Annotated in this window: 17 protein-coding genes; 7 read left to right on the top strand and 10 right to left on the bottom strand. The window is 69.8% G+C overall.

Annotated elements, in window-relative coordinates:
* Positions 1-11: 11 nt before the first annotated feature.
* From SOM19_RS01370 to SOM19_RS01350, 5 genes are all read right to left on the bottom strand, one after another.
* Positions 12-1,682: an ABC transporter ATP-binding protein gene (locus tag SOM19_RS01370; RefSeq protein ID WP_320484759.1), complete on the bottom strand. Its 1,671-nt coding sequence runs from the start codon at positions 1,680-1,682 to the stop codon at positions 12-14.
* Complete coding sequence (locus tag SOM19_RS01365; RefSeq protein WP_320484758.1) at positions 1,682-2,677, bottom strand: ABC transporter permease; 996 nt, start codon at positions 2,675-2,677, stop codon at positions 1,682-1,684. Before SOM19_RS01365 ends, SOM19_RS01370 begins: the two co-directional genes overlap by 1 nt.
* Position 2,678: 1 nt before the next feature.
* Positions 2,679-3,803, bottom strand: a complete 1,125-nt coding sequence (locus tag SOM19_RS01360; protein ID WP_320484757.1) for an ABC transporter permease — start codon at positions 3,801-3,803, stop codon at positions 2,679-2,681.
* Positions 3,804-3,896: 93 nt separating this feature from the next.
* Entirely contained in the window at positions 3,897-5,534 is a 1,638-nt protein-coding gene (locus SOM19_RS01355; RefSeq protein WP_320484756.1) for an ABC transporter substrate-binding protein, read from the bottom strand.
* Positions 5,535-5,697: 163 nt separating this feature from the next.
* Positions 5,698-6,096 carry a VOC family protein gene (locus tag SOM19_RS01350; RefSeq protein ID WP_320484755.1) on the bottom strand — a complete coding sequence of 133 codons (399 nt, stop codon included), beginning with the start codon at positions 6,094-6,096 and terminating at the stop codon, positions 5,698-5,700.
* A gap of 126 nt (positions 6,097-6,222) precedes the next feature.
* Between SOM19_RS01350 and SOM19_RS01345 the strand changes: the two genes are divergently transcribed.
* On the top strand, positions 6,223-7,314 hold the full coding sequence (locus tag SOM19_RS01345) for a hypothetical protein (RefSeq protein ID WP_320484754.1): 1,092 nt from the start codon (positions 6,223-6,225) through the stop codon (positions 7,312-7,314).
* Between the two features lie 24 nt (positions 7,315-7,338).
* Here SOM19_RS01345 and SOM19_RS01340 read toward each other — a convergent pair whose 3' ends face one another.
* Together SOM19_RS01340 and SOM19_RS01335 are read right to left on the bottom strand one after the other, a co-directional pair.
* Positions 7,339-8,766, bottom strand: a complete 1,428-nt coding sequence (locus SOM19_RS01340) for a CCA tRNA nucleotidyltransferase (RefSeq protein ID WP_320484753.1) — start codon at positions 8,764-8,766, stop codon at positions 7,339-7,341.
* A 107-nt stretch (positions 8,767-8,873) separates the two neighbouring features.
* The gene (locus SOM19_RS01335; protein WP_320484752.1) at positions 8,874-10,418 is read right to left on the bottom strand and encodes a DUF7059 domain-containing protein; all 1,545 of its coding nucleotides are present in this window, start codon (positions 10,416-10,418) and stop codon (positions 8,874-8,876) included.
* A gap of 124 nt (positions 10,419-10,542) precedes the next feature.
* Here SOM19_RS01335 and SOM19_RS01330 point away from each other — a divergent pair, with 124 nt between their 5' ends.
* The 5 genes from SOM19_RS01330 (at position 10,543) to SOM19_RS01310 (ending at position 16,487) form a co-directional block, all read left to right on the top strand.
* A complete protein-coding gene (locus SOM19_RS01330; protein WP_320484751.1) occupies positions 10,543-12,738 on the top strand; it encodes a DUF6049 family protein in 2,196 nt (731 codons plus the stop codon).
* Entirely contained in the window at positions 12,735-14,345 is a 1,611-nt protein-coding gene (murJ, locus tag SOM19_RS01325; RefSeq protein WP_320484750.1) for a murein biosynthesis integral membrane protein MurJ, read from the top strand. Before SOM19_RS01330 ends, murJ begins: the two co-directional genes overlap by 4 nt.
* A gap of 108 nt (positions 14,346-14,453) precedes the next feature.
* Positions 14,454-15,440 (top strand): thioredoxin-disulfide reductase, encoded by a 987-nt coding sequence (gene trxB, locus SOM19_RS01320; protein WP_320484749.1) that lies wholly within the window; start codon positions 14,454-14,456, stop codon positions 15,438-15,440.
* An 84-nt stretch (positions 15,441-15,524) separates the two neighbouring features.
* The gene (trxA, locus tag SOM19_RS01315; protein ID WP_320484748.1) at positions 15,525-15,848 is read left to right on the top strand and encodes a thioredoxin; all 324 of its coding nucleotides are present in this window, start codon (positions 15,525-15,527) and stop codon (positions 15,846-15,848) included.
* A 222-nt stretch (positions 15,849-16,070) separates the two neighbouring features.
* A complete protein-coding gene (locus SOM19_RS01310; protein WP_320484747.1) occupies positions 16,071-16,487 on the top strand; it encodes a YciI family protein in 417 nt (138 codons plus the stop codon).
* Positions 16,488-16,503: 16 nt separating this feature from the next.
* Here SOM19_RS01310 and SOM19_RS01305 read toward each other — a convergent pair whose 3' ends face one another.
* On the bottom strand, positions 16,504-16,854 hold the full coding sequence (locus SOM19_RS01305; protein WP_320484746.1) for a tryptophan synthase subunit alpha: 351 nt from the start codon (positions 16,852-16,854) through the stop codon (positions 16,504-16,506).
* A 56-nt stretch (positions 16,855-16,910) separates the two neighbouring features.
* On the opposite strand from SOM19_RS01305, the gene SOM19_RS01300 reads away from it, so the two are divergent.
* On the top strand, positions 16,911-18,179 hold the full coding sequence (locus SOM19_RS01300) for an RNA polymerase sigma factor (RefSeq protein ID WP_320484745.1): 1,269 nt from the start codon (positions 16,911-16,913) through the stop codon (positions 18,177-18,179).
* A 20-nt stretch (positions 18,180-18,199) separates the two neighbouring features.
* On the opposite strand, the gene SOM19_RS01295 is transcribed toward SOM19_RS01300, so the two are convergent.
* Together SOM19_RS01295 and SOM19_RS01290 are read right to left on the bottom strand one after the other, a co-directional pair.
* A complete protein-coding gene (locus SOM19_RS01295; protein ID WP_320484744.1) occupies positions 18,200-19,162 on the bottom strand; it encodes a ParB/RepB/Spo0J family partition protein in 963 nt (320 codons plus the stop codon).
* Positions 19,162-20,118 carry a ParA family protein gene (locus SOM19_RS01290; RefSeq protein ID WP_320484743.1) on the bottom strand — a complete coding sequence of 319 codons (957 nt, stop codon included), beginning with the start codon at positions 20,116-20,118 and terminating at the stop codon, positions 19,162-19,164. The genes SOM19_RS01295 and SOM19_RS01290 overlap by 1 nt, the downstream gene beginning before the upstream one ends.
* Positions 20,119-20,442 lie beyond the last annotated feature (324 nt).

The raw sequence follows: 20,442 nt of genomic DNA, 5'->3' as shown, positions 1-20,442 counted from the left end.
CCAGCCGTGACTCAGCCGCCGAAATCGCGCTCCCACGCCACGCGCCGGGCGGCCTGCTCCACGGGATCGGGCACCGGCAGCGAGGCGATCAGGCGCCGGGTGTAGGCATCCTGCGGATCGCCCAGCACCTGGGCCGTCGGGCCCTCCTCGGCGATCTCGCCCTTGTGGAGGACGACGACCGAGTGCGCTAGCAGATCCACGACCGCGAGGTCATGCGTGATGAACAGCGTCGCGAACCCGAACTGCGCCTGCAGATCGCGGAACAGGTCGAGCACACGTGCCTGCACCGAGACGTCGAGCGCGCTGGTGGGCTCGTCGGCGATGAGCAGCTTCGGATCGAGCGCCAGCGCCCGGGCGAGCGACGCCCGCTGGCGCTGCCCGCCGGAGAGCTCGTGCGGGTAGCGTTCGCCGAACGCCTTCGGCAGCTGCACGGCTTCGAGCAGCTCGTCGACCTTCGCGCGCGCGGCGTTCGCATCCTTCGCGTCGGTGTGCACGATGAGCGGCTCGGCGACGTTCTGCGCGATCGTCAGCAGCGGGTTGAAGCTCGTCGCGGGGTCCTGGAAGACGAAGCCGAGCTCCCTGCGGCGAGGGCGGAACTGGCGCTCCTTGACGCCGAGCATCTCGGTGCCGAGCACGCGCAGCGACCCGCCGGCGACCGGCGTCAGGCCCGCGATGGCGCGGCCGATCGTGGTCTTGCCCGACCCGCTCTCGCCGACGAGGCCCAGCACCTCGCCGGGCTTGATCGAGAAGCTCACCTCGTTCACCGCGCGGAAGGCCGCACGGCGGAAGCGGCCGGCGTACTCGATGACCAGCTTGTCGGCGACGACGACGGGCTCGGCGCCGATCGACGACTCCGGTAGCTGCCGGTCGGCGATCTCGAGCCGAGGGACCGCCCCGAGGAGCTTCTTCGTGTACTCGTGATGCGCGTCGGCGAAGAGCTCCGTCGCGGTCGCCATCTCGACGATCTCGCCGTTGAGCATGACCGCGACGCGGTCGGCCAGATCGGCGACCACGCCCATGTTGTGCGTGATGAGGAGGATCGACGTGCCGTCCTCGTCGCGAAGACGACGCAGCAGCTCGAGGATCTCAGCCTGCACCGTGACGTCGAGCGCCGTGGTCGGCTCGTCGGCGATGATGACGGTCGGCTCCAGCGCGAGGGCCATCGCGATGACGAGGCGCTGCTTCTGACCGCCCGAGAACTGGTGCGGGTAGTCGTCGACCCGCAGCTCCGGCTCCGGGATGCCGACGCGCTGCAGCATCTCGATGGCCCGCTGGCGCGCCTGCGACTTCGTGAACTTGCCGTGGGCGCGGAGTCCCTCGGCGAGCTGCCAGCCGACGGTGAAGACGGGGTTCAGTGCCGTCGACGGCTCCTGGAAGATCATCGCGGCCTTGGTGCCGCGGACCCCGCGGAGCTCCTTCTTGTCGAGGGCGACGACGTCGGTGCCGTCGAGGATGACGACACCCTCGGTGCGCGCCGACTCCGGGAGCAGGCCGAGGATCGTGCGGGCGGTGACCGTCTTCCCGCTGCCCGACTCGCCGACGATGGCCAGGACCTCTCCTCGGCGCACGTCGAGCGTGACGCCGCGCACGGCGTGGACGTCACCGCCGTCCGTGGCGAACGAGACGTCGAGGTTCCGGATGTCGACGGCCAGGTCGTCGGATGCTGCAGGTACGGCGGCCATCACTCCACCTCTCCCATGAACTCGCGCGACACGGGCTGGCTCGCGGCGACCGCGTCTGCCGGGGTCTGGGTCTTGCCCGCGCGGCGCCGCGCTCGCAGGCGCGGGTCGGCGAGATCGTTGAGGCTCTCGCCGATGAGCGTGACGCCGAGGATCGTGAGCACGATCGCCACGCCCGGCGGGATCGCCGTCCACCAGATGCCCGCGGACACGTCGCCGATGGACTGCTGCAGGTCGTAGCCCCACTCGGCAGCGGAGGTCGGCTCGATGCCGAAGCCCAGGAAGCCGAGCGCTGCGAGAGTCGCGATGGCCTCTGACGCGTTGAGCGTCACGATGAGCGGCAGCGACCGGGTGGCGTTGCGCAGCACATGGACGAACATGATGCGCGGGGTCGAGGCGCCGATCACCATGGCCGACTCGATGAACGCCTCGGACTTCACCCGGACGACCTCGGCGCGCACGACGCGGAAATACTGGGGGATGAAGACGACGGTGATCGAGATGGCCGCGGCGAAGATCCCGGGCCAGAGACCTGACTGCCCGCCGCTGATCGCGATCGCCGCCACGATGGCCAGCAGCAGCGTGGGGAAGGCGTAGATCGCATCCGCGATGACGACGAGCGTCTTGTCGACCCAGCCACCGAGGTAGCCGGAGACGAGACCGATGAAGATTCCGATGAACACCGAGAGCAGGATCGCCACGACGATCACCATGAGCGCCGTCTGCGCGCCCCAGATCGTGCGCGACAGCACGTCATAGCCGCCGACGGTTGTGCCGAGGAGGTTGACGGGGTTCGGCGGCACCTGCGAGCCGAAGAGGCCGTCGGGTCCCTCGAGCTGGCTGAAGCCGTACGGCGCGATCCACGGGGCGAAGATCGCCATCAGGAGGAACACCGCGGTGAGCACGAGGCCGGCGACGAGCATTCCCCGCTGGAGTCCGACACTCTGCCGGAGCTGGTGGACCACCGGCAGGCGGTCGATGATGCGACGCTTCGCCATGTCAGTACCTCACCCTCGGGTCGAGGAACGCCGCGATGATGTCGACGGCGAAGTTGGTCAGGGCCACGATGATGGCGATGACCGCCACGATGCCCTGAATGGCGACGAAGTCCCGAGCCCCCAGGTACTTCGCGAGCTGGAAGCCGAGGCCCTGCCACTCGAACGTCGTCTCGGTCAGCACAGCCCCGCCGAGCAGCAGCGCGATCTGCAGGCCGATGACCGTGATGATCGGGATGAGCGCCGGCTTGTAGGCGTGCTTGCGGACGAGCCGGTACTCGCTGACGCCGCGCGACCGGGCGGCGTCGATGTACGGCATGTTGTGCGTGGCGATCACGTTGGTGCGCACCAGCCGCAGGAAGATACCCGCCGTGAGCAGGCCCAGGACCATGGCCGGCAGGAAGGCGTGCAGCAGCACGTCCTGCACATACGCGGGGTTGCCTGAGCGAAGGGCGTCGATCAGATAGATCCCCGTCGCCCCGTCTTCGCGTGTCAACGCGAGTTCCGTGCGCACGCTCGCGCGCCCACTGACGGGGAACCAGCCGAGCCACACCGAGAAGACGAGCTTCGCCACGAGTCCGGCGAAGAACACGGGCGTCGCGTAGAAGAGGATGGCGCTGACGCGCAGGGCCGCGTCCGGCGCGCGGTCACGCAGCGCGGCGGCCACGAGTCCCAGTGGAATGCCGACGATGAACGCGACGATGAGCGCGTAGATGACCAGCTCGAGCGTGGCCAGGCCGTAGTTGACGAGGACTTCGGTGATCGGCTGCCGATCGGTGATCGTCGTGCCGAAGTTGCCGGTGGCGATCTGGCCCAGGTACTCGATGTACTGGACGAAGACCGGCCGGTCGTACCCGGCCTCGTGGATGCGTTCCTGCAATTGGTCGGCAGGAAGGCGTCCGCCGAGTGCGGCGGTGATCGGGTCGCCGGTGAGCCGGATCAGGAAGAAGACGACCGTGACGAGGATGAAAACGGTCGGGAAGATGAGGAGGAACCGGATCAGGATGTAGCGGCCGAGGGTTCCGCCCGTCTTCGGGCGTCTCTTCGCCAGGAACGGCGGTGGTTCATCGACGGGCGACGGGTTGCGTGCGCCGCCGGGGGCGCTTGCGGCGAGCCCTGCGTCAACCATGCGGGAGCCTAACTTTGAGAGTGCGAGCCCGAAGCTCCGGTCGTGGCGATGGGGCGGCCCGTCGAGCGGACCGCCCCATCGACCTTCAGCCGGTTACTTCGTGACGGGCGCGAAGCGGAACTTGAACGACGAGTCCAGGACGACGCCCTCGACCTCGGCTCCGGCCACGGCCACCTGAGCGCCCTGCAGCAGCGGGACGGTCGAGAGGTCACCGGCGACGAGCTCCTGGATCTTCTCGATGTCCGCGGTACGGGTGGCGGGATCCGTCTCGACGGCCTGCTCGAGGATCAGGTCGTTGACCTCGGGGTTGTCGTAGTGGTTGCCCAGGAAGTTCTCCTTCAGGAAGAACGGCGCGAGGTAGTTGTCGGCGTCGGAGTAGTCCGGGAACCAGCCGAGCTGGTAGGCCGGGTAGACGTCGGCAGTGCGGTCCTCGGAGTACTGCACCCACTCGGTCGACTTGAGGTCGACGGTGAACAGGCCGTCCTTCTCGAGCTGCGATTTCACCATGGCGTACTCGTCACCCGACGAGGGACCGTAGTGGTCGGGGCTGTACTGCAGGCTGAGTGCGACCGGCGTCTCCACACCGGCGGCCTCGAGCCTCTCCTTGGCCGCTGCGGCGTCGGGGCCACCCTCACCGTCGCCGTACAGGCCCTTGAGCGCCTCCGTGGCCCCCGCGAAGCCCTCGGGAACGTACGAGTAGAGCGGGGTGTAGGTGCCCTTGTAGACCTGCTGCGAGATCGCGTCGCGGTCGACGAGGTCGGCCACGGCCTGACGGACGGCGAGCGCCTTGGCCTCGTCGGCCTCCGGCGTCTCGATGCCGTACGGCTGGGTGTTGAAGTTGAACACGATGTAGCGGATCTCTCCACCGGGACCGTCGATGACCTGCACGTTGTCGTTGCCGCTCAGGTCCTCCACGTCGGTGGCCGACAGGCTGCGGTACGCCACGTCGACGTCGCCTTCCTGCACGGCGAGCTTCAGGTTCGACGACTCGGCGAAGTACGTCAGGATGACGCCGGCGTTGACCGGTGCATCGAGCAGACCCTGGTACGCCTCGTTCGGGGTGAACTCGACGGTCTTGTTGAAGTCCCACGACGTGACCGCGTACGGTCCACCGAAGGCGTTCGCGTCGACGATCTCGTCATCCGGCGTGAGCGCGTCGGCGGCGAAGACCTCGTCGTCGACGATCGCGCCGGGGAAGCTCGTGAGGATGAAGGGGAAGACCTGGTCGTTCTCGGTCTTCAGGTTGAAGACGACCGTGGTCTCGTCGGGGGTCTCGACGCTGTCGAGGTTGTACAGCAGGCTCGAGGCGCCGTTCGGGTCGGCGATCGCGATGTTGCGGTCGAACGAGAACTTGACGTCGGAAGAAGTCAGTTCGTTGCCGTTGGCCCACGTGAGACCCTCGGGCAGGGTGACCGTGTACTCGGTCGGCGAGGTGAACTCGGCCGACTCGGCGAGGTCGGGAACGACCTCGTTGCTGTTGTAGTCGGTGTTGACGAGGTACGGGAAGACCTGCGTCTGAACGGCGAGCGAGCCGTTGTCGTAGGAACCGGCCGGGTCGAGCGTCGTGACCTTGTCGGTGGTGCCGACGATGATGGGCTCGCCCGATGCGTCGCCGTCGTCGTCGGTTCCGCCGCCGCCGCCACCGGCGCAGCCTGCGAGAAGAAGTGCCGAGGCACCGAAGGCTCCGACGGCGAGGCCGAGACGGCCGCGCTTGCTGTGGTGCAGTGACATAGTGCTACCTCTGCTGTCAAGGGTCGGCCGCGTCCGATGGCGCGGCCCTCGGCCATCTTTCCCCCGATTCCCGGAAAACGACAATCCAGTGAACGATTCGTAACCAGACTGAAACTCTCGCTCAACACAGGAGGCGGGGGCTGCGCGATCTGTCGGGACCCGCTCAGGCGAGACCGTCGCGCACGAGGATCTCGCGGTAGTGCGGGTTCTCCATGATCCCGAGGATGTTGCCGAACGGATCCACCACGGCGGCGGTGTTGAAGCCCTCGCCTCGCTCGATGACGGGCTGATAGGGAGTCGCGCCGAGCTCGAGAAGGCGGGCGAGGGCCGCATGCACGTCATCGACGGCCCACTGCATGACCGCTCCGGCCGCACCGTCGGGCATGGGCGGCCGGTACTGGGCATCGATGATCCCGAGCTCGTGCTCGTAGTCGCCGACGCGGAACTCGATGTACGCGGGCGTCACGAAGTACGGCTCGCTGCCGAGCACCTCGGCGTACCAGCGTGCGGCCGCATCGAGGTCGGAGGCGTAATAGCTGATGGTCGCGAATCCTCGCAGCATGATGTGCCCTTCGCTTCGGCGGGACGGGATGCCCCGCGCTCGGGTCCAGTCTCACCCGGAACGCGGACATATCACGTCCGCGATCGCGCCTCGCTCTCCTGCTCTCCCATGGGGCATCCTCGAGGGATGACCTCCCCCGTCGCCGACACGCTCGACACGCGTCCTCTCGTCGAACCGCTCACCCCGGCCGACGTCGAGGCGGAGCTCGAAGTGCTGCGGCGCTCGGAGGGTCCGAGAGGCGTCTCGCGGTTCGCCGGTCATGTGACGGCGATCCTGCTGGTCGGCTTCCTCGCGGTGGTCTTCGTCGGCGTCGGCCTCGGCATCCCGTATCTCCTCTCGCAGGACTCGCTCGACCCGCTGCCGGCGGCCGCCGTCCTCGTGCCGCTCGCGGTCACGGCTGCCGGTGTCGTCGCCGCCCTGATCGCCGCACGCCTCATCCGCCGGCGCGACCGGCTCCGCGCCGCGCGGATGAGCCGCTTCGCTCGGGCGAACGGGATGGCGTATCGCGCTCACGTGCCCGGTCCTCGGCCGGGCATGATCTTCCGAGCGCACAGCGACGGTGAGGCGGTGACCCGCGACGGCGAGCGCTCGTGGGAGGTCGGCGGGGTCACCACGCGGGTGCCCTTCGGCCGCAGCACCCGACGCGGACCACGGTGGGGCTACACCGCCGTGCAGCTGGACCGGCCACTGCCGCACATCATGCTCGACGCGCGGGGCAACAACAGCCTGCTGGGCCGCACCCGCCTCCCGGACACCGCGCTGCGCAGCCAGCGACTGAGCCTCGAGGGCGACTTCGACCGATGGTTCACCCTGTACTGCCCGGCCGGGTACGAGCGCGCCGCGCTGTACCTCTTCACCCCCGACATCATGGCGATGATGATCGACCGCTTCGCCGAGCTCGACGTGGAGATCATCGACGACTGGGTCTTCTTCTACTCGCGGAACGAGCTCGTGTCCTTCGACCCTGCGGTGTGGGAGTGGCTCGTCGCCGTCACCGCGGCGGTAGAGCGCAAGCTCGGTCAGTGGGAGCGGTGGACCGACGACGACGCCCCGCCGCTGCCGTCTTCACACCCGGCCGTGGACGCGATACCCGGGGCGTCGCGGCCGCCGCATCTGCGCCGTCGCGTGCGCCTCGCACCGATCCTGTACGTGTCGGGCCTGTGCCTGCTCGGTGTCGTGCTGATCGTCGATCTCGTCGTCCAGCTCCTCGGCCGCTGAGGCCGCTGCCGCGCACGGCGATCGTCAGTCCCGCGCGGCCCACCACTCCCGCAGGCGCCGCTCGGCGACATCCTCGCCGAGAATGCCTTCGTCCAGCCGCAGGTCGAGGAGGAACCGGTACGCCTCGCCGACCTCGCGACCCGGTCCGATGCCCAGCACGGCCTGGATGCGATTGCCGTCGAGCTCGGGACGCATCGCGTCGAGCTCCTCCTGCTCGGACAGCTCGGCGATCCGCCGTTCGATGTCGTCGTAGGCCCGCGCGAGACGCCCGGCCTTCTTCGTGTTGCGGGTCGTCACGTCGGCCCGCGTGAGGATGTGCAGGCGTTCGAGCTCGTCGCCGGCGTCCCGCACGTAGCGGCGCACCGCGGCATCGGTCCAGGCGCCCTCGGCATAGCCGAAGAACCGCAGATGCAGCTCGATGAGCCGCGTCACGACCGAGATGGTGTCGGAGTCGAAGCGCAGAGCGAGCAGCCGTTTGCGGGCCAGTCGCGCACCCTTGATGTCGTGGTGGTAGAACGTCACGCCGCCACCGGGCTCGAGCTTGCGCGTGGCCGGCTTGCCGATGTCGTGCAGGAGCGCCGCGATGCGCAGCGGGACGTCGGGCGCGGCATCCGGAAGCCTCGACGCCTCGAGCGCGATCGCCTGCCGGAGCACGGTCAGCGAATGCTCGTAGACGTCCTTGTGGTGGTGGTGCTCGTCGACCTCGAGCTTCAGCGCGGGCACCTCGGGCAGGAACTGGTCGATCAGCCCGGTCTCGACGAGCAGGCGGATGCCGCGCACCGGGTCGCCGGTCGCGAGCAGCCGGACGAGCTCGCCCTGGATGCGCTCGGGGCTGACGATCGACAGGGTCTCGCGGAGCGCGGCCATCGCGTCGACCGTCGCGGGCTCGACCTCGAAGCCGAGCTGCGAGGCGAACCGCGCGGCCCGGAGCATGCGGAGCGGATCGTCGCCGAAGCTCACCGAGGGATCGGCCGGGGTCCGCAGTCGCTTCGCGAGCAGATCCTCGACGCCACCCGTCGGGTCGACGAGGGTGCGCGCCGGCACCCGGAGCGCCATCGAGTTCACGGTGAAGTCGCGGCGCACCAGGTCGCCCTCGAGCGTGTCGCCGAATTCGACCGTGGGCTTGCGGGTGACCCCGTCGTAGCTGTCGGCGCGGTAGGTCGTGATCTCGACCTGCTCGCCGGCGACCTTGGCGCCGATCGTGCCGAAGGCCCGGCCGATGTCCCACTGCGCGGTGCTGATCGGCTTGACGATCCGCAGGATCTGGTCGGGCAGCGTGTCGGTGGTGAAGTCGAGGTCGTTCACGGCACGCCCCAGCAGCGCATCCCGCACGGGTCCGCCGACGATTGCCAGGTCGTGGCCGGCGTCGGCGAACGCGTCGGCGAGCGTGGAGACGACGGGAGACTCGGCGAGCGCGCCGAGGCGGGCGATGCCCTCGGCCATGTTGAGCATGGGCTCCAGCCTAGAGCCCGGTCGTTGAGCGAGCGAAGCGAGACGAAACGCCCCCAGGCACCCCGCGAGCCCGAGCCGTTTCGTCTCGGTCGCCGGTGCCCCGGCGCTCAGCGACCGGGAAGGAAGCCGAGGAAGCCGGTGAACGCCAGCTCGCGCACCCGCGGGATGAGGTCGGCGCGGAGGGCCGCGGCATCCACCCCCAGAAGCTCGGCGATCGCGTCGATCAGCACCCCCGCGGAGAGGTCGCCGTCGCACGCGCCGACGAGGGCGGCGAGGCCGGGATCGACCCCCAGCGCGCGGCCGAAGCCACCGCCCTGACGGAGTTCGATGATCGTCGGGTCCTCTTGCCCCGGCACGTGATGGCGGGCTTCCGTGACATCGGGCGAGACGACGAACACGGATGCCGCGACCTCCTCGTCGTCGAGCGACGCCAGCCGGTCGTGCGCGGCGAGCGCCGCCGCGAGGTGCCCGCCGAGGTCGTCGCCGCCGATCGCCTGATGCAGCACCTCGTACCGGCGCAGCGTCGGCTCCGCCGAGACGGGACGGCGCAGCAGCAGGTAGCCGAAGCCCACCTCCGTCACCTCGCGCGCGATGAAGTCGTCGAGCCAGGCGTCGAGGAGACGCGAGAATCCGGGGGTGCCGGGCAGGGTGCCGCCGTCCCTCACCCAGAGCTCGGCGTACGAGAGCGGGTCCAGGCTCTCGCGTTCGACGACCCATGCGTCCAGCGGAACCGGCGACGACTCCACCCAGGTGCGCACCCGGTCGAGGCCGGCGACGCCGCCCCGAGTCTCCCAGTTGCCCAGAAGCTGTGCGATCCCGCCCGGCTCGAGGTGCTCGCCGACCCCGCGGACGAAGGCGGCCACGATGTCATCGCCCACCATCCCTCCGTCGCGATACTCGTACGCCGGCACGTCGGCGACGCGCGGCGTGATGACGAAGGGCGGATTCGACACGATGCGGTCGAAGCGCTCGCCTGCGACGGGGCCGAACAGGCTGCCGAGCCGCGTCTCGACGCCGTCGACGCCGTTGAGCAGCGCGTTGAGCCGGGTGAAGGCGAGCGCCCGCGCCGAGATGTCGGTGGCGACCACATGCGCGACCTCGCGCCGGGCACGGAGGGCCTGGATGCCGCATCCCGCACCGACGTCGAGCCCCCGGTCGGCGGGCGTCGGGAGCTGCAGGGCGGCGAGCGTCAGCGAGGCGCCGCCCACGCCGAGCACGTGATCCTCGGGCAGCGGCCCGCCCAGCGCGGCCTCGTCGAGATCGCTCGCGATCCACCAGGTGCCCGATCCGTCGCCGTCGGGGTCGGAGGAATCCGCGTACGGCTGCGGACGCACCACGGCGAGCGGGCGCACCCCTTCGCCGGCCCGGGCGGCGAGCCCCAGGCGCGCGAGGCCCTCCGCGCCGGTGCGGGGAAGTGCGAGGGCGACGGATGCCTCGGCCTGCGGCATCCCGAGCATGAGAAGCCTTCCCAGCACCGCCAGAGCGTCGTCGCGGGCGGCGAGGGCGCGATCGGCCGGACGACGAAGCCCGCGCGCGATCGCATCGTCGGCGGCGGAACCCCAGGCCTCGCGCAGCGCTTCGGCCGTGTACCCCGCGTCGCGGAGGTCGTCGGCGAGGGAGCGGCACAGGGCGGGATCCGGTTCGGGAAGCACGGGTCCATTCAACCCTGCGACGCCGACGCCCGCGGGTGCGCCGGGTGCTCGGAGGCTCGGACCGTAGAATCTGAGACGATCGTGCGGTCCGGACATCGCACAGGAGCGAAACCACAGGATGACCGTGACCCCCCGTAGGCCCGCCCGTCGCCGCGCCCCGCGCGCCGCCGCGGTCCTCGCGGCGCTCCTCTTCGCGCTGACGGCCGTCGTCCTCCCCGCTCCCGCATTCGCCGATACGCCGTCACCCAGCCCCACTCCCACCCCCACCCCCCCGATCCCCGTCGGCACCACCGCCTTCACGCTCGCCCCGATCTCGAACGGGCTCGTGGTGTCCGGGGAGCCCCTCACCGTCTCCCTCACCCTGCAGAACGAGACGGATGCCGCGACCGCCCCCGCTTCGGCGACCGTCTCCCTGGGCCGCACCCCCTTGCCCGATCGCGCGGCCCTCGCCGCCTGGCTCGACGGCGACACCTCGGGCGTGCAGACGCAGGCTGTCGCGACCGCCTCGATCGGCGCCGTGGCGCCCCGGGGGCAGGAGGTCACGCCCGCCCGCGTGGCGGCGGACGACCCGGCCCTCGCCGGTCTGCCGCCCGGGGTGTATCCGCTCCAGGCGTCGTACGAGGCAGGCGCCGAGAAGGTCGTCGCGACGAGCGCCATGATCGTGCCGCCCTCTTCCGACCGCGAGATCGGCATCGGCGTGCTCGTGCCCATCACGGTAGGCCCCCTCACGGGGGGACTGCTCGGCGCCGACCAGCTCGCCGCGCTCACCGCCCCGGACGGCGACCTCACCGCGCAGCTCGACGGCATCGACGACACCTCCACCATCCTCGCGGTGGACCCGGCGATCCCGGCCGCGATCCGGGTGCTCGGCACCGCCGCCCCCGCGAGCGCTCTGGCTTGGCTGGAGCGTCTCGAGGCGCTTCCCAACTCCCGCTTCGCGCTGCAGTTCGGCGACGCCGACGTCGTGGCGCAGCTCGAGGCGGGCCTGCCCCGCCCGGTCGGACCGTCCTCCCTCACGGCCTATATGAACCCGGCCGACTTCGTCCCCGAGACCGAGCCGACCCCGGCGCCGACGCCGACCGAGGGCGTCGACCCCGATGCCCCGGTCTTCCCCGACCTCGCGACCCTCCTCGACGTCGGGCCGGGCACTCGCACGGGCGTGTACTGGCCGGCGGCCGGAAGCGCCGGCTCGGCGAGCGTCGCCGAGCTCGGGGAAATCCGCATCGACGGCAGGTCGTCGCTGACCCTCATCCCGTCGGACACGACGTCGGCGGGCGCAGACCACGCCACCGTGCCTGCGCACGGCCGGGCCGGTGACGCCGACGTGCTGGTGTACGACGCCGACGTCTCGCGGGCTCTCACCGAAGCCGCCGGGCTGGAGGAGACGTCGCTCCGCGGGGCCGCGTTGACCGAGGCCACCGCCTACCTGGCCTTCGCCACCGGCGAGACCGGCGGTGCGCCCCTTCTCGTGACGCTCGGGCGCGAGGTCGAGCGGTCACGCGTCGCACTGGGCGCCACCATCGGTACGGCGCTCGGCGCTCCGAACGTCGTTCCGCTGACCCTCGGCGGGCTGGCGAACTCGGCGGTGAGCGAGCTCACGGTCGACGACTCTCCGCCGGAGGAGGCGCGGGCGGCCGCGGCATCCGCTCTCTTCGAGGAGGAGGCCGAGTTGTCGCGCTTCGCCACGATCCTCGACGACACGCGGCTCATCACCGGTCCGGAGCGAGCCGAGATCCTCCAGCTGCTCGGCATCGCGTGGCGCGCCGACGACGTCGCGTGGACGGCGGGGATCGTCGAGCACCGGACAGGAACCCGGACCACGCTGGACTCGGTGGGGCTCGTGCCGACGAGTGAGATCGACCTGTACGGCTCGAACGCGGGCCTGCGGTTCTTCGTGCGCAACGACCTGCCGTATCCGGTGAACCTCGTCCTCTACGTCACGCCGGACGACCTGCGGCTCGACGTGCAGCGCGCCAACCCGATGGTCGCCCAGCCGTCGAGCAACAGCCGCGTCGAGGTGCCGGTGCAGGCGCGAGTCGGCAACGGCGAAGTCACGCTCGACCTCCAGCTGCGAAGCCGCGCCAGCGTCGCGATCGGCGGCTCGGAATCGGTCGACGTCAACGTGCGCGCCGAGTGGGAGACGTTCGGCATCGCCGCCCTCGCCGTCGTGGTCGGCGGACTCCTGCTGCTCGGCATCGTGCGCACGGCATTGCGCCTGCGGGCGCGCCGCCGGGGGACGGATGCCGCGGCCGACGAGGCGCCGGAGCCCGAGGCGGAACCCGAGCCGAGGCGCGAACCCGAGCCGAAGGACACCGAGTGAGCATCGGCCGTGCGAGCGCCCTGATCGGCGCGGGAACGATCGTGTCGCGGCTCAGCGGATTCCTGCGCACCGTCGTGCTGGTGGGGGCGGTCGGTGCGACGACCGACGGCGGCAACGCGTTCGCGGTGGCGAACCAGCTGCCCAACAACATCTACGCGATCATCTCGACCGGTCTGCTGACCGCCGTCGTCGTGCCGCAGATCGTGAAGGCGGCCGCGCACGACGACGGCGGGAGCGCCTTCGTCTCCAAGCTCTTCACTCTCGGCACTGTCGTGCTCCTGGGCACCGCCGTCGTCGCCACGATCGCCGCTCCCTGGCTGGTCGCGCTCTACGCCCCGGGCTACGACGAGGCGCAGAAGGCGCTGGCAACGGGCTTCGCCTACTGGTGTCTGCCGCAGATCCTGTTCTACGGTCTGTTCGCGCTGGTGGGAGAGTCGCTGAATGCCCGGCGGGTCTACGGGCCGTACACCTGGGCGCCGATCGTCAACAACGTCGTGTCGATCGCGGGGTTCCTCGTCTTCATCCGGCTGTTCGGGGCCGGCGGTGCCGACACGGCCTGGACGCCGGAGATGGTGGCCGTGCTGGCAGGCACGGCGACGCTCGGCATCGTCGTTCAGACCGGGATCCTGTTCCTGTTCTGGCGCAAGACGGGGCTCCACGTTCGGCCGGATTTCGTCTGGCGCGGTGTGGGACTCGGGCAGATCGGGCGCCTGGCGGGCTGGACCTTCCTCATGGTGCTCGCCGGCCAGCTCGCCGGCCTGGTGCAGTCGCAAGTGCTCTCGCAGATCCCGAAAGGCGATCCCGGCTTCTTCGTGTCGCAGAACGCGTGGCTCCTCTTCATGCTCCCGTACTCGATCATCGTGCTGTCGATCGGGACGCCCTACTTCACGCAGCTGAGCGAGCACGCCTCGGCCGGCCGGGACGACGAGGTCCGCTCCGACGTCGGCCGCGGCATCCGCACGCTCGGTCTGTTCGTCGTCGGCGCGACCGCCGCCCTCGGCGTCGCCGCCGTGCCGGCGTCGCGGATCTTCACCGATTCCCGCAGCGAGGCCGTCCTCGCGGGCGCCGTGCTGCTCTGCTACCTCGTGAGCCTCGTGCCGCTCGCGGTGCTGTTCGTCGTGCAGCGGACCTTCTACGCCTACGACGACACCCGCACTCCCTTCTTCTTCACGCTGCTGCAGTGCGGGCTCGTCGTCGCGACGGCTCTGCTGGCGTCGTGGGCGGTGGGCTCGGCGAGTCTCGAGCTCTGGCGGCTCGCCGCTGCCGTCGCGCTCGGCCAGTCGTTCGCGACCGTCGTGCAGGTGATCGTGGCGACTTCGCTGCTCCAGCGCCGACTGGGCGGGCTGCGCATCGGATCATGGATGCTGTCACTCGGCCGCTTCGCCCTCGCCGCCGTCCCGGCCGCCGGCGCCGGCTGGCTCACGTTCCAGCTGCTCGGGGGCGCGGAGGGCTGGACGGTGTCCGACAAGCTGCTCGGCGCTCTCGGCGCCGCCGTCATCGGCTCGGTGGTGCTCGTCGTCTACGCGGGTTTCCTCGCACTTCTCCGCGCGCCGGAGCTCGCCACGGCCACCGGACTGGTGCGCCGCCTCCTGCCGGGCGGGCGCTGACCACAGGGGTCGCGGCGGGCCGGCGCCGACCGCAGCGGTGGAATGCCGCACGGCTACCATGTGTTTAGTCATCTGGGGCTTTCCGTCCCGAAACAGAAGGGGGCGCTGGTGCGTCACGTCATCATCATCGGTTCGGGGCCTGCGGGCTACACGGCGGCCATCTACGCGGCGCGCGCCAATCTCGAGCCTCTTGTGGTCGCGAGCTCCGTCGAGGCCGGCGGAGACCTGATGACCACCACCGACGTGGAGAACTTCCCCGGCTTCCCCGAGGGCATCCAGGGCCCCGACCTCATGACGAAGATGCAGGAGCAGGCCGAGCGATTCGGCGCCGAGGTGCTGTTCGACGACGTCGTGTCGCTCGAGCTGGACGGCCCCGTCAAGAAGGTCAAGCTCGGCAGCGGTGCCGAGTACGAAGCCCGGTCGATCGTCTACGCCACCGGATCGGCCCATCGCAAGATCGGCATCGAGGGTGAAGAGCGCCTGTCGGGCCGCGGAGTGTCGTACTGCGCGACCTGCGACGGCTTCTTCTTCCGTGAGCGCGTCATCGCGGTCGTCGGAGGCGGCGATTCGGCGATGGAGGAGGCGACGTTCCTCACGAAGTTCGCCTCGAAGGTCTACGTGATCCACCGCCGTGGCGAGCTTCGCGCCTCGAAGATCATGCAGGAGCGCGCGTTCGCCAACGAGAAGATCGAGTTCGTCTGGAACAGCGAGGTCGTCGACGTGCTGGGTGACGACGCGGTGACAGGCGTCGTGTTGGAGAACCTGGTGGACGGCACCCGCAGCGACCTCGCGCTGGACGGCCTGTTCGTCGCGATCGGCAACGACCCCCGCACGCACCTCGTGCACGAGAAGCTCGAACTGACCCCCGAGGGCACCATCTGGGTCGACGGGCGTTCCTCGCGGACTTCGGTCACTGGCGTCTTCGCGGCCGGCGACGTCATCGATCCCACCTATCGTCAAGCCGTCACCGCGGCCGGCAGCGGAACCGTCGCCGCTCTCGACGTCGAGCACTACCTGGCTTCCGTCGGCGAGGCGGGCGCTCCGGCCGTGGATGCCGATCAGATCGAGGGCCTCCCCGAGGCCGACGCCGCCTGACTTCCACCCGCATTCGCGCGTGGAACAATCCCACCGCGTCGCGTGTTCGAACAAACGACATACTTTGCCATCGAAGGAGAGATCATGACCGCCAAGGCGACGACATCGGCCACGTGGGAGCAGGACGTGCTTCAGGCTGAAGGCCCCGTGCTCGTGGACTTCTGGGCCGCGTGGTGCGGACCGTGCCGCATGGTCGCGCCTGTGCTCGACCAGATCCAGTCCGAGCACCCGGACAAGATCACGGTCCTGAAGCTCAATGTGGACGAGAACCCCGACCTGGCCATGAAGTACCAGATCACCTCGATCCCGGCGATGAAGGTCTTCAACAAGGGACAGGTCGAGACGACGATCATCGGCGCGAAGCCGAAGTTCGCCCTCGAGCAGGACCTCGCCGCGTACATCGCGTAACCTTCACGGCTCCTGCCGTGCGCCCCGGTGACCGTTTCTTCGTTTCCTCGAAGAATCCCTGGTCACCGGGGTTTTCGCATACATGCCGCCTACGGCATCCATCGATTCTGAGATCGATTTCAGGAAGGATGTCGATCCGGGCGTCCGTCGTTCGACGCACGGAGTGAAGGGGCCGGAGCGGCCCTGCGAGCCGGTCGGCTCACAACGACGAAGGAGCGGGACATGCGTTACATGCTGATCATGCAGGTGGAGCCCGAAGCTGCTGCACGCGCGGCGGAGGATCTCGACATGGAACAGGTCGTCGCGGCGATGGGCGCCTACAACGAGGAACTGCAGAAGGCCGGCGTCTTCCTGTCGGCCGAAGGGCTCTCCGACGCGAGCGAGGGGTTCCGCGTCGACTTCACCTCGGTTCCTCCGGTGGTGACCGATGGGCCGTACGCCGAGGCGCGCGAAGTCTTCACCGGCTTCTGGATCCTCGAGGTCGCCAGCCGCGAAGAGGCGGAGCACTGGGCGAAGAAGTGCCCGCTCGGGCCCGGTGTCGGGCTCGAGGTGCGTCGAGTGAACGAGTTGAGCGACTTCGACATGCCTGACAACGAGTGGATCTCGAAGGAGCAGGAGTGGCGCGCCACCAACTCATGAGTCCGAGCGCGTGAGCTCAGGACGCATCGGCACGCACCGTCGCATCCCAGCGACGGTGCGTGTTCGCGTCGCCCAGCAGTCGCCACACCGCTTCGGTGAGCGGCGGGTACTCGAGGGCGATCTGGCGCAGCACCCGGTAGTGGCGGGCGGCGTTCGGACGGGAGCCGCCGTTCGCCTCGATGTTCTCCGCGCGGAGGGTGAAGACCACGAGCTCGTCGACCGTCGGCAGGTCCTCCATGAAGTCCCAGGGGTCTTCGCCCGCCCGCAGGCGTTCGGCGATCACGACCGCCAGCTCGTCGGACGCCTCGGCACGCAGGAGCTCGAGACTGGCGCGGCGGCGCGGAGTCTGTTGTTCTGGCGGCACCATTCCAGGGTACGACGCCCTTCGGACGCGTCGGCCCGTTACGCGCCTACGCTGGCAGGATGATCGAGGATTCCCACGCTCGTCGCGCGGTCGAGGCCGTCTGGCGGGCGGAGTCAGCGCGCATCGTCGCCGCCCTCATCCGGCACACCGGCGACTTCGCCTGGGCCGAGGATCTCGCTCAGGATGCCCTCCTCGAAGCGATCGCGAAGTGGCCTGAGAGCGGCATCCCCGACAACCCGGGCGCCTGGCTCCTCTCGGTGGCAAAGCGTCGCGCGATCGACGGGTGGCGGCGGCGGGAGCGCCTCGCCCTTCGTGAGCCCTTGTTCGCGGTCGAGGTGCGCGAAGCCGAGCAGCATGACTCCGTGCCGGACCTCGCCGATCCCGACCACATCGAGGACGATGTCCTTCGCCTGGTCTTCATCGCGTGCCACCCCGTGCTTCCCGCACAGGCTCGACTCGCGCTCACCCTGCGCACGGTGGCCGGCCTCACGACCGAGCAGATCGCTCGCGTGCTGCTCATGACCGTGCCGACCGTGCAGCAGCGCATCGTGCGCGCGAAGCGGACGCTGTCCGAGGCCGGCGTGCCGTTCGAGGTTCCGGACCGCGCCTCGCGCCCGGCCCGGCTCGCCAGTGTGCTCCAGGTCATCTACCTCCTCTTCACCGAGGGCTACGCCGCCGCGGTCGGGGATCGGCCTGTGCGGCCGGACGTCGCGCGCGAGGCGGTGCGGCTGGCGCGGCAGCTGTCGGCCCTGATGCCGGGTGAGCCCGAGATCGACTCGCTGATCGCTCTCATGGAGTTCCAGTCATCCCGCTTCGCAAGTCGGATCGATCCCGACGGGCTGCCGCTGACCCTCGCCGAGCAGGACCGCCAACGGTGGGACCGCTCCTCCATCGCTCGCGGCCGAGAGGCAATGGCACGAGCGGATGCCGCGGGCCGCGGCCTGGGCTACTACGGACTGCAGGCCGCCATCGCCGAGTGCCACGCGGTCGCGCCATCCTTCGAGGAAACCGACTGGGATCGCATCCTGAGCCTCTACGACGCGCTGGAGGCGCTCGCACCGTCAGCGGTGGTGCGACTCAACCGCGCCGTCGCCGTGTCGATGGCCGAAGGTCCGGCGGCTGCTCTGTCGGTCGTCGCGGAGCTCGAGCCGGAGCTGGGCGACTTCCGGCCGTGGCACGCTGTCCGGGCTGAGCTGCTGGAACGCCTGGGGGAAGCGGATGCCGCGGCCGCGAGCTTCCGCGTTGCCGCTGAGCTTCCCGGAAACGAGGCGGAGGCCGCCGTGCTCCTCCGCCGGGCCGCGGCGCTCCAGGTCGACGCGCCGACGTGAGGGATACCTGGTGGACTGACTCAGGCTGATCCGTAGCCGCTCTCGCCGATCTCCTCGAGAATGCGATTGAGGTCCTGAATGCTCGCGAAATCAATACTGACCTGGCCTTTTCGTGCCGTCAGTGAGATTCGCACACGCGTGTTCAGCCGGTCGCCGAGTCGTTCGGCCACCTCATCCAGGTGAGCCCGGCGCGCGCCGGGCTGTGGCTTCGGGGCACGGCTGCCGGCGGCATCCGGAAGCTTCGCGGCCGCCTCGGCCGCGCGGACCGACAGGTCTTCGTTCACGATCTTGTCGGCGAGGCGCTGCATGGCCTCGGGGGTGTCGAGGGACAGGATGGCGCGGGCGTGGCCGGCAGTGAGCACACCCGCGGCGACGCGCTGCTGCACCGGGACCGGGAGCTTGAGGAGCCGGATGGTGTTGCTGATCTGAGGGCGGGAGCGTCCGATTCGGGACGCCAGCTCTTCCTGCGTGATGCCGAAGTCCTCGAGGAGCTGCTGGTACGCCGACGCCTCCTCGAGCGGGTTGAGCTCGGAGCGGTGGAGGTTCTCGAGCAGCGCATCGCGGAGAAGATGCTCGTCCGCCGTGTCGCGGACGACGGCCGGGATCGAGGTGAGTCCGGCCTCACGGGCGGCGCGGGTGCGGCGCTCGCCCATGATGAGCTCGTACTCGCCGTTCCCGTTGGCCCGGACGACGACCGGCTGCAGAACCCCGAACTCGCGCACGCTGTGCACCAGTTCGGCCAGATCCTCGGAGTCGAAGTGGGTGCGAGGCTGACGCGGATTCGGCACGATGGAGTGCGGATCGATGTGCGCGAGGTGCGCGCCCGGCACCTGCACCAGCTCGGCGGCGGAGGCCTCCAGTTCGGCGACGTCGTCGGCCGTGACAGCGCGGGGGAAGAAGACGTCGGACGGACGGTCCTCCGCCTGCTCCGTCGTCGGGATCAGCGCGCCGATCCCCCGTCCGAGCCCTGTGCGTTTGGCCATCAGGCACCCCCTTCGATCTTCGATTCGGCGTTCGGTGCGGCCGCGAGCTCGGAGTCGCGGTTGATGATCTCGACCGCGGCCTCGCGGTAGGCGATCGCCCCGGCCGACTGCCCATCGTAGGCGATGACGGTCTGCCCGAAGCTCGGAGCCTCCGAGACGCGCACGGACCGTGGGATCACGCTCTGCAGGACTTCCTTCGGGAAGTGCTCGCGCACCTCCTCGGCGACCTGCTGCGCGAGGCGCGTGCGGCCGTCGTACATCGTGAGGAGGATGGTCGACAGTGTCAGGCGCGGGTTCAAGTGCTTCTGGATCATGCGCACCGTTCCGAGGAGCTGGCTCAGGCCCTCGAGTGCGTAGTACTCGCACTGGATGGGGATGAGCAGCTCCCCCGCGGCGGTGAAGGCGTTGATCGTGAGGAGTCCCAGCGACGGTGGGCAGTCGATCAACACGAAGTCGATGTGCTCCTCGAGCGTCGCGAGGTATTCATCGAGCGCGGTGCGGAGCCGGTGCTCGCGAGCGACCTGGGAGACCAGCTCGATCTCGGCGCCGGCCAGGTGGATCGTGCTCGGCGCGCACAGCAGATTCGGCGACTCCGGGCTGACCTGGACGATGTCCGCCAGCGGGAACTCGTCGATCAGCACGTCATAGACGCTCGGGATGTCGGCGGTGTGCGGGACGCCGAGCGCTGTCGAGGCGTTGCCCTGCGGATCGAGGTCGATGACCAGAACCCGGGCGCCCACAGACACCATCGCGGCAGCGATGTTGACGGCGGTCGTCGTCTTGCCGACGCCGCCCTTCTGATTCGACACCGTCAGCACACGGGTTCGGCCCGTCAGCTGTACGTCAGCGCTCTCGAGCACGCGTCGGCGCGCGGAAAGGTCGGCGATTTCGCGGGCGAGAGGAGTGTCGTCGAACGAGAAGGGTGCTTCGGCCGCCGCCTCGTCGGGCTGTTTCACGTGAAACACTCTCCCTTTCGCGAGCGGTTGAACAACGTCTTCCACTCTATCCCGACCCCACCGACGATCCCTCCGGTGGGACGGTCTTCGGGGGCGCATTCGCTGGATTTCGCGGCTGGTTGCCTGCGAGTGGCGGCGGTGTTCGCGGTGACGTAGTGGTCGACGTCCAGACGGTCGACCAGCTTCCCACCCTGGTCTGGCGATGGCGCTAGGCCCCAACACACGTGCCTGCTCGCTTTGCTCGCATGGCCGGCGCGGCCGTCGGCCTGGCCGAGCGTGGCTCACGGGTTGCACCGAGACTCGCAGTGTGTCCTGGTGTGGACT

Source organism: Microbacterium sp. CFBP9034 (assembly GCF_034045255.1).
Classification (GTDB): domain Bacteria; phylum Actinomycetota; class Actinomycetes; order Actinomycetales; family Microbacteriaceae; genus Microbacterium.
This window is presented reverse-complemented; position numbering and strand designations above follow the sequence as displayed.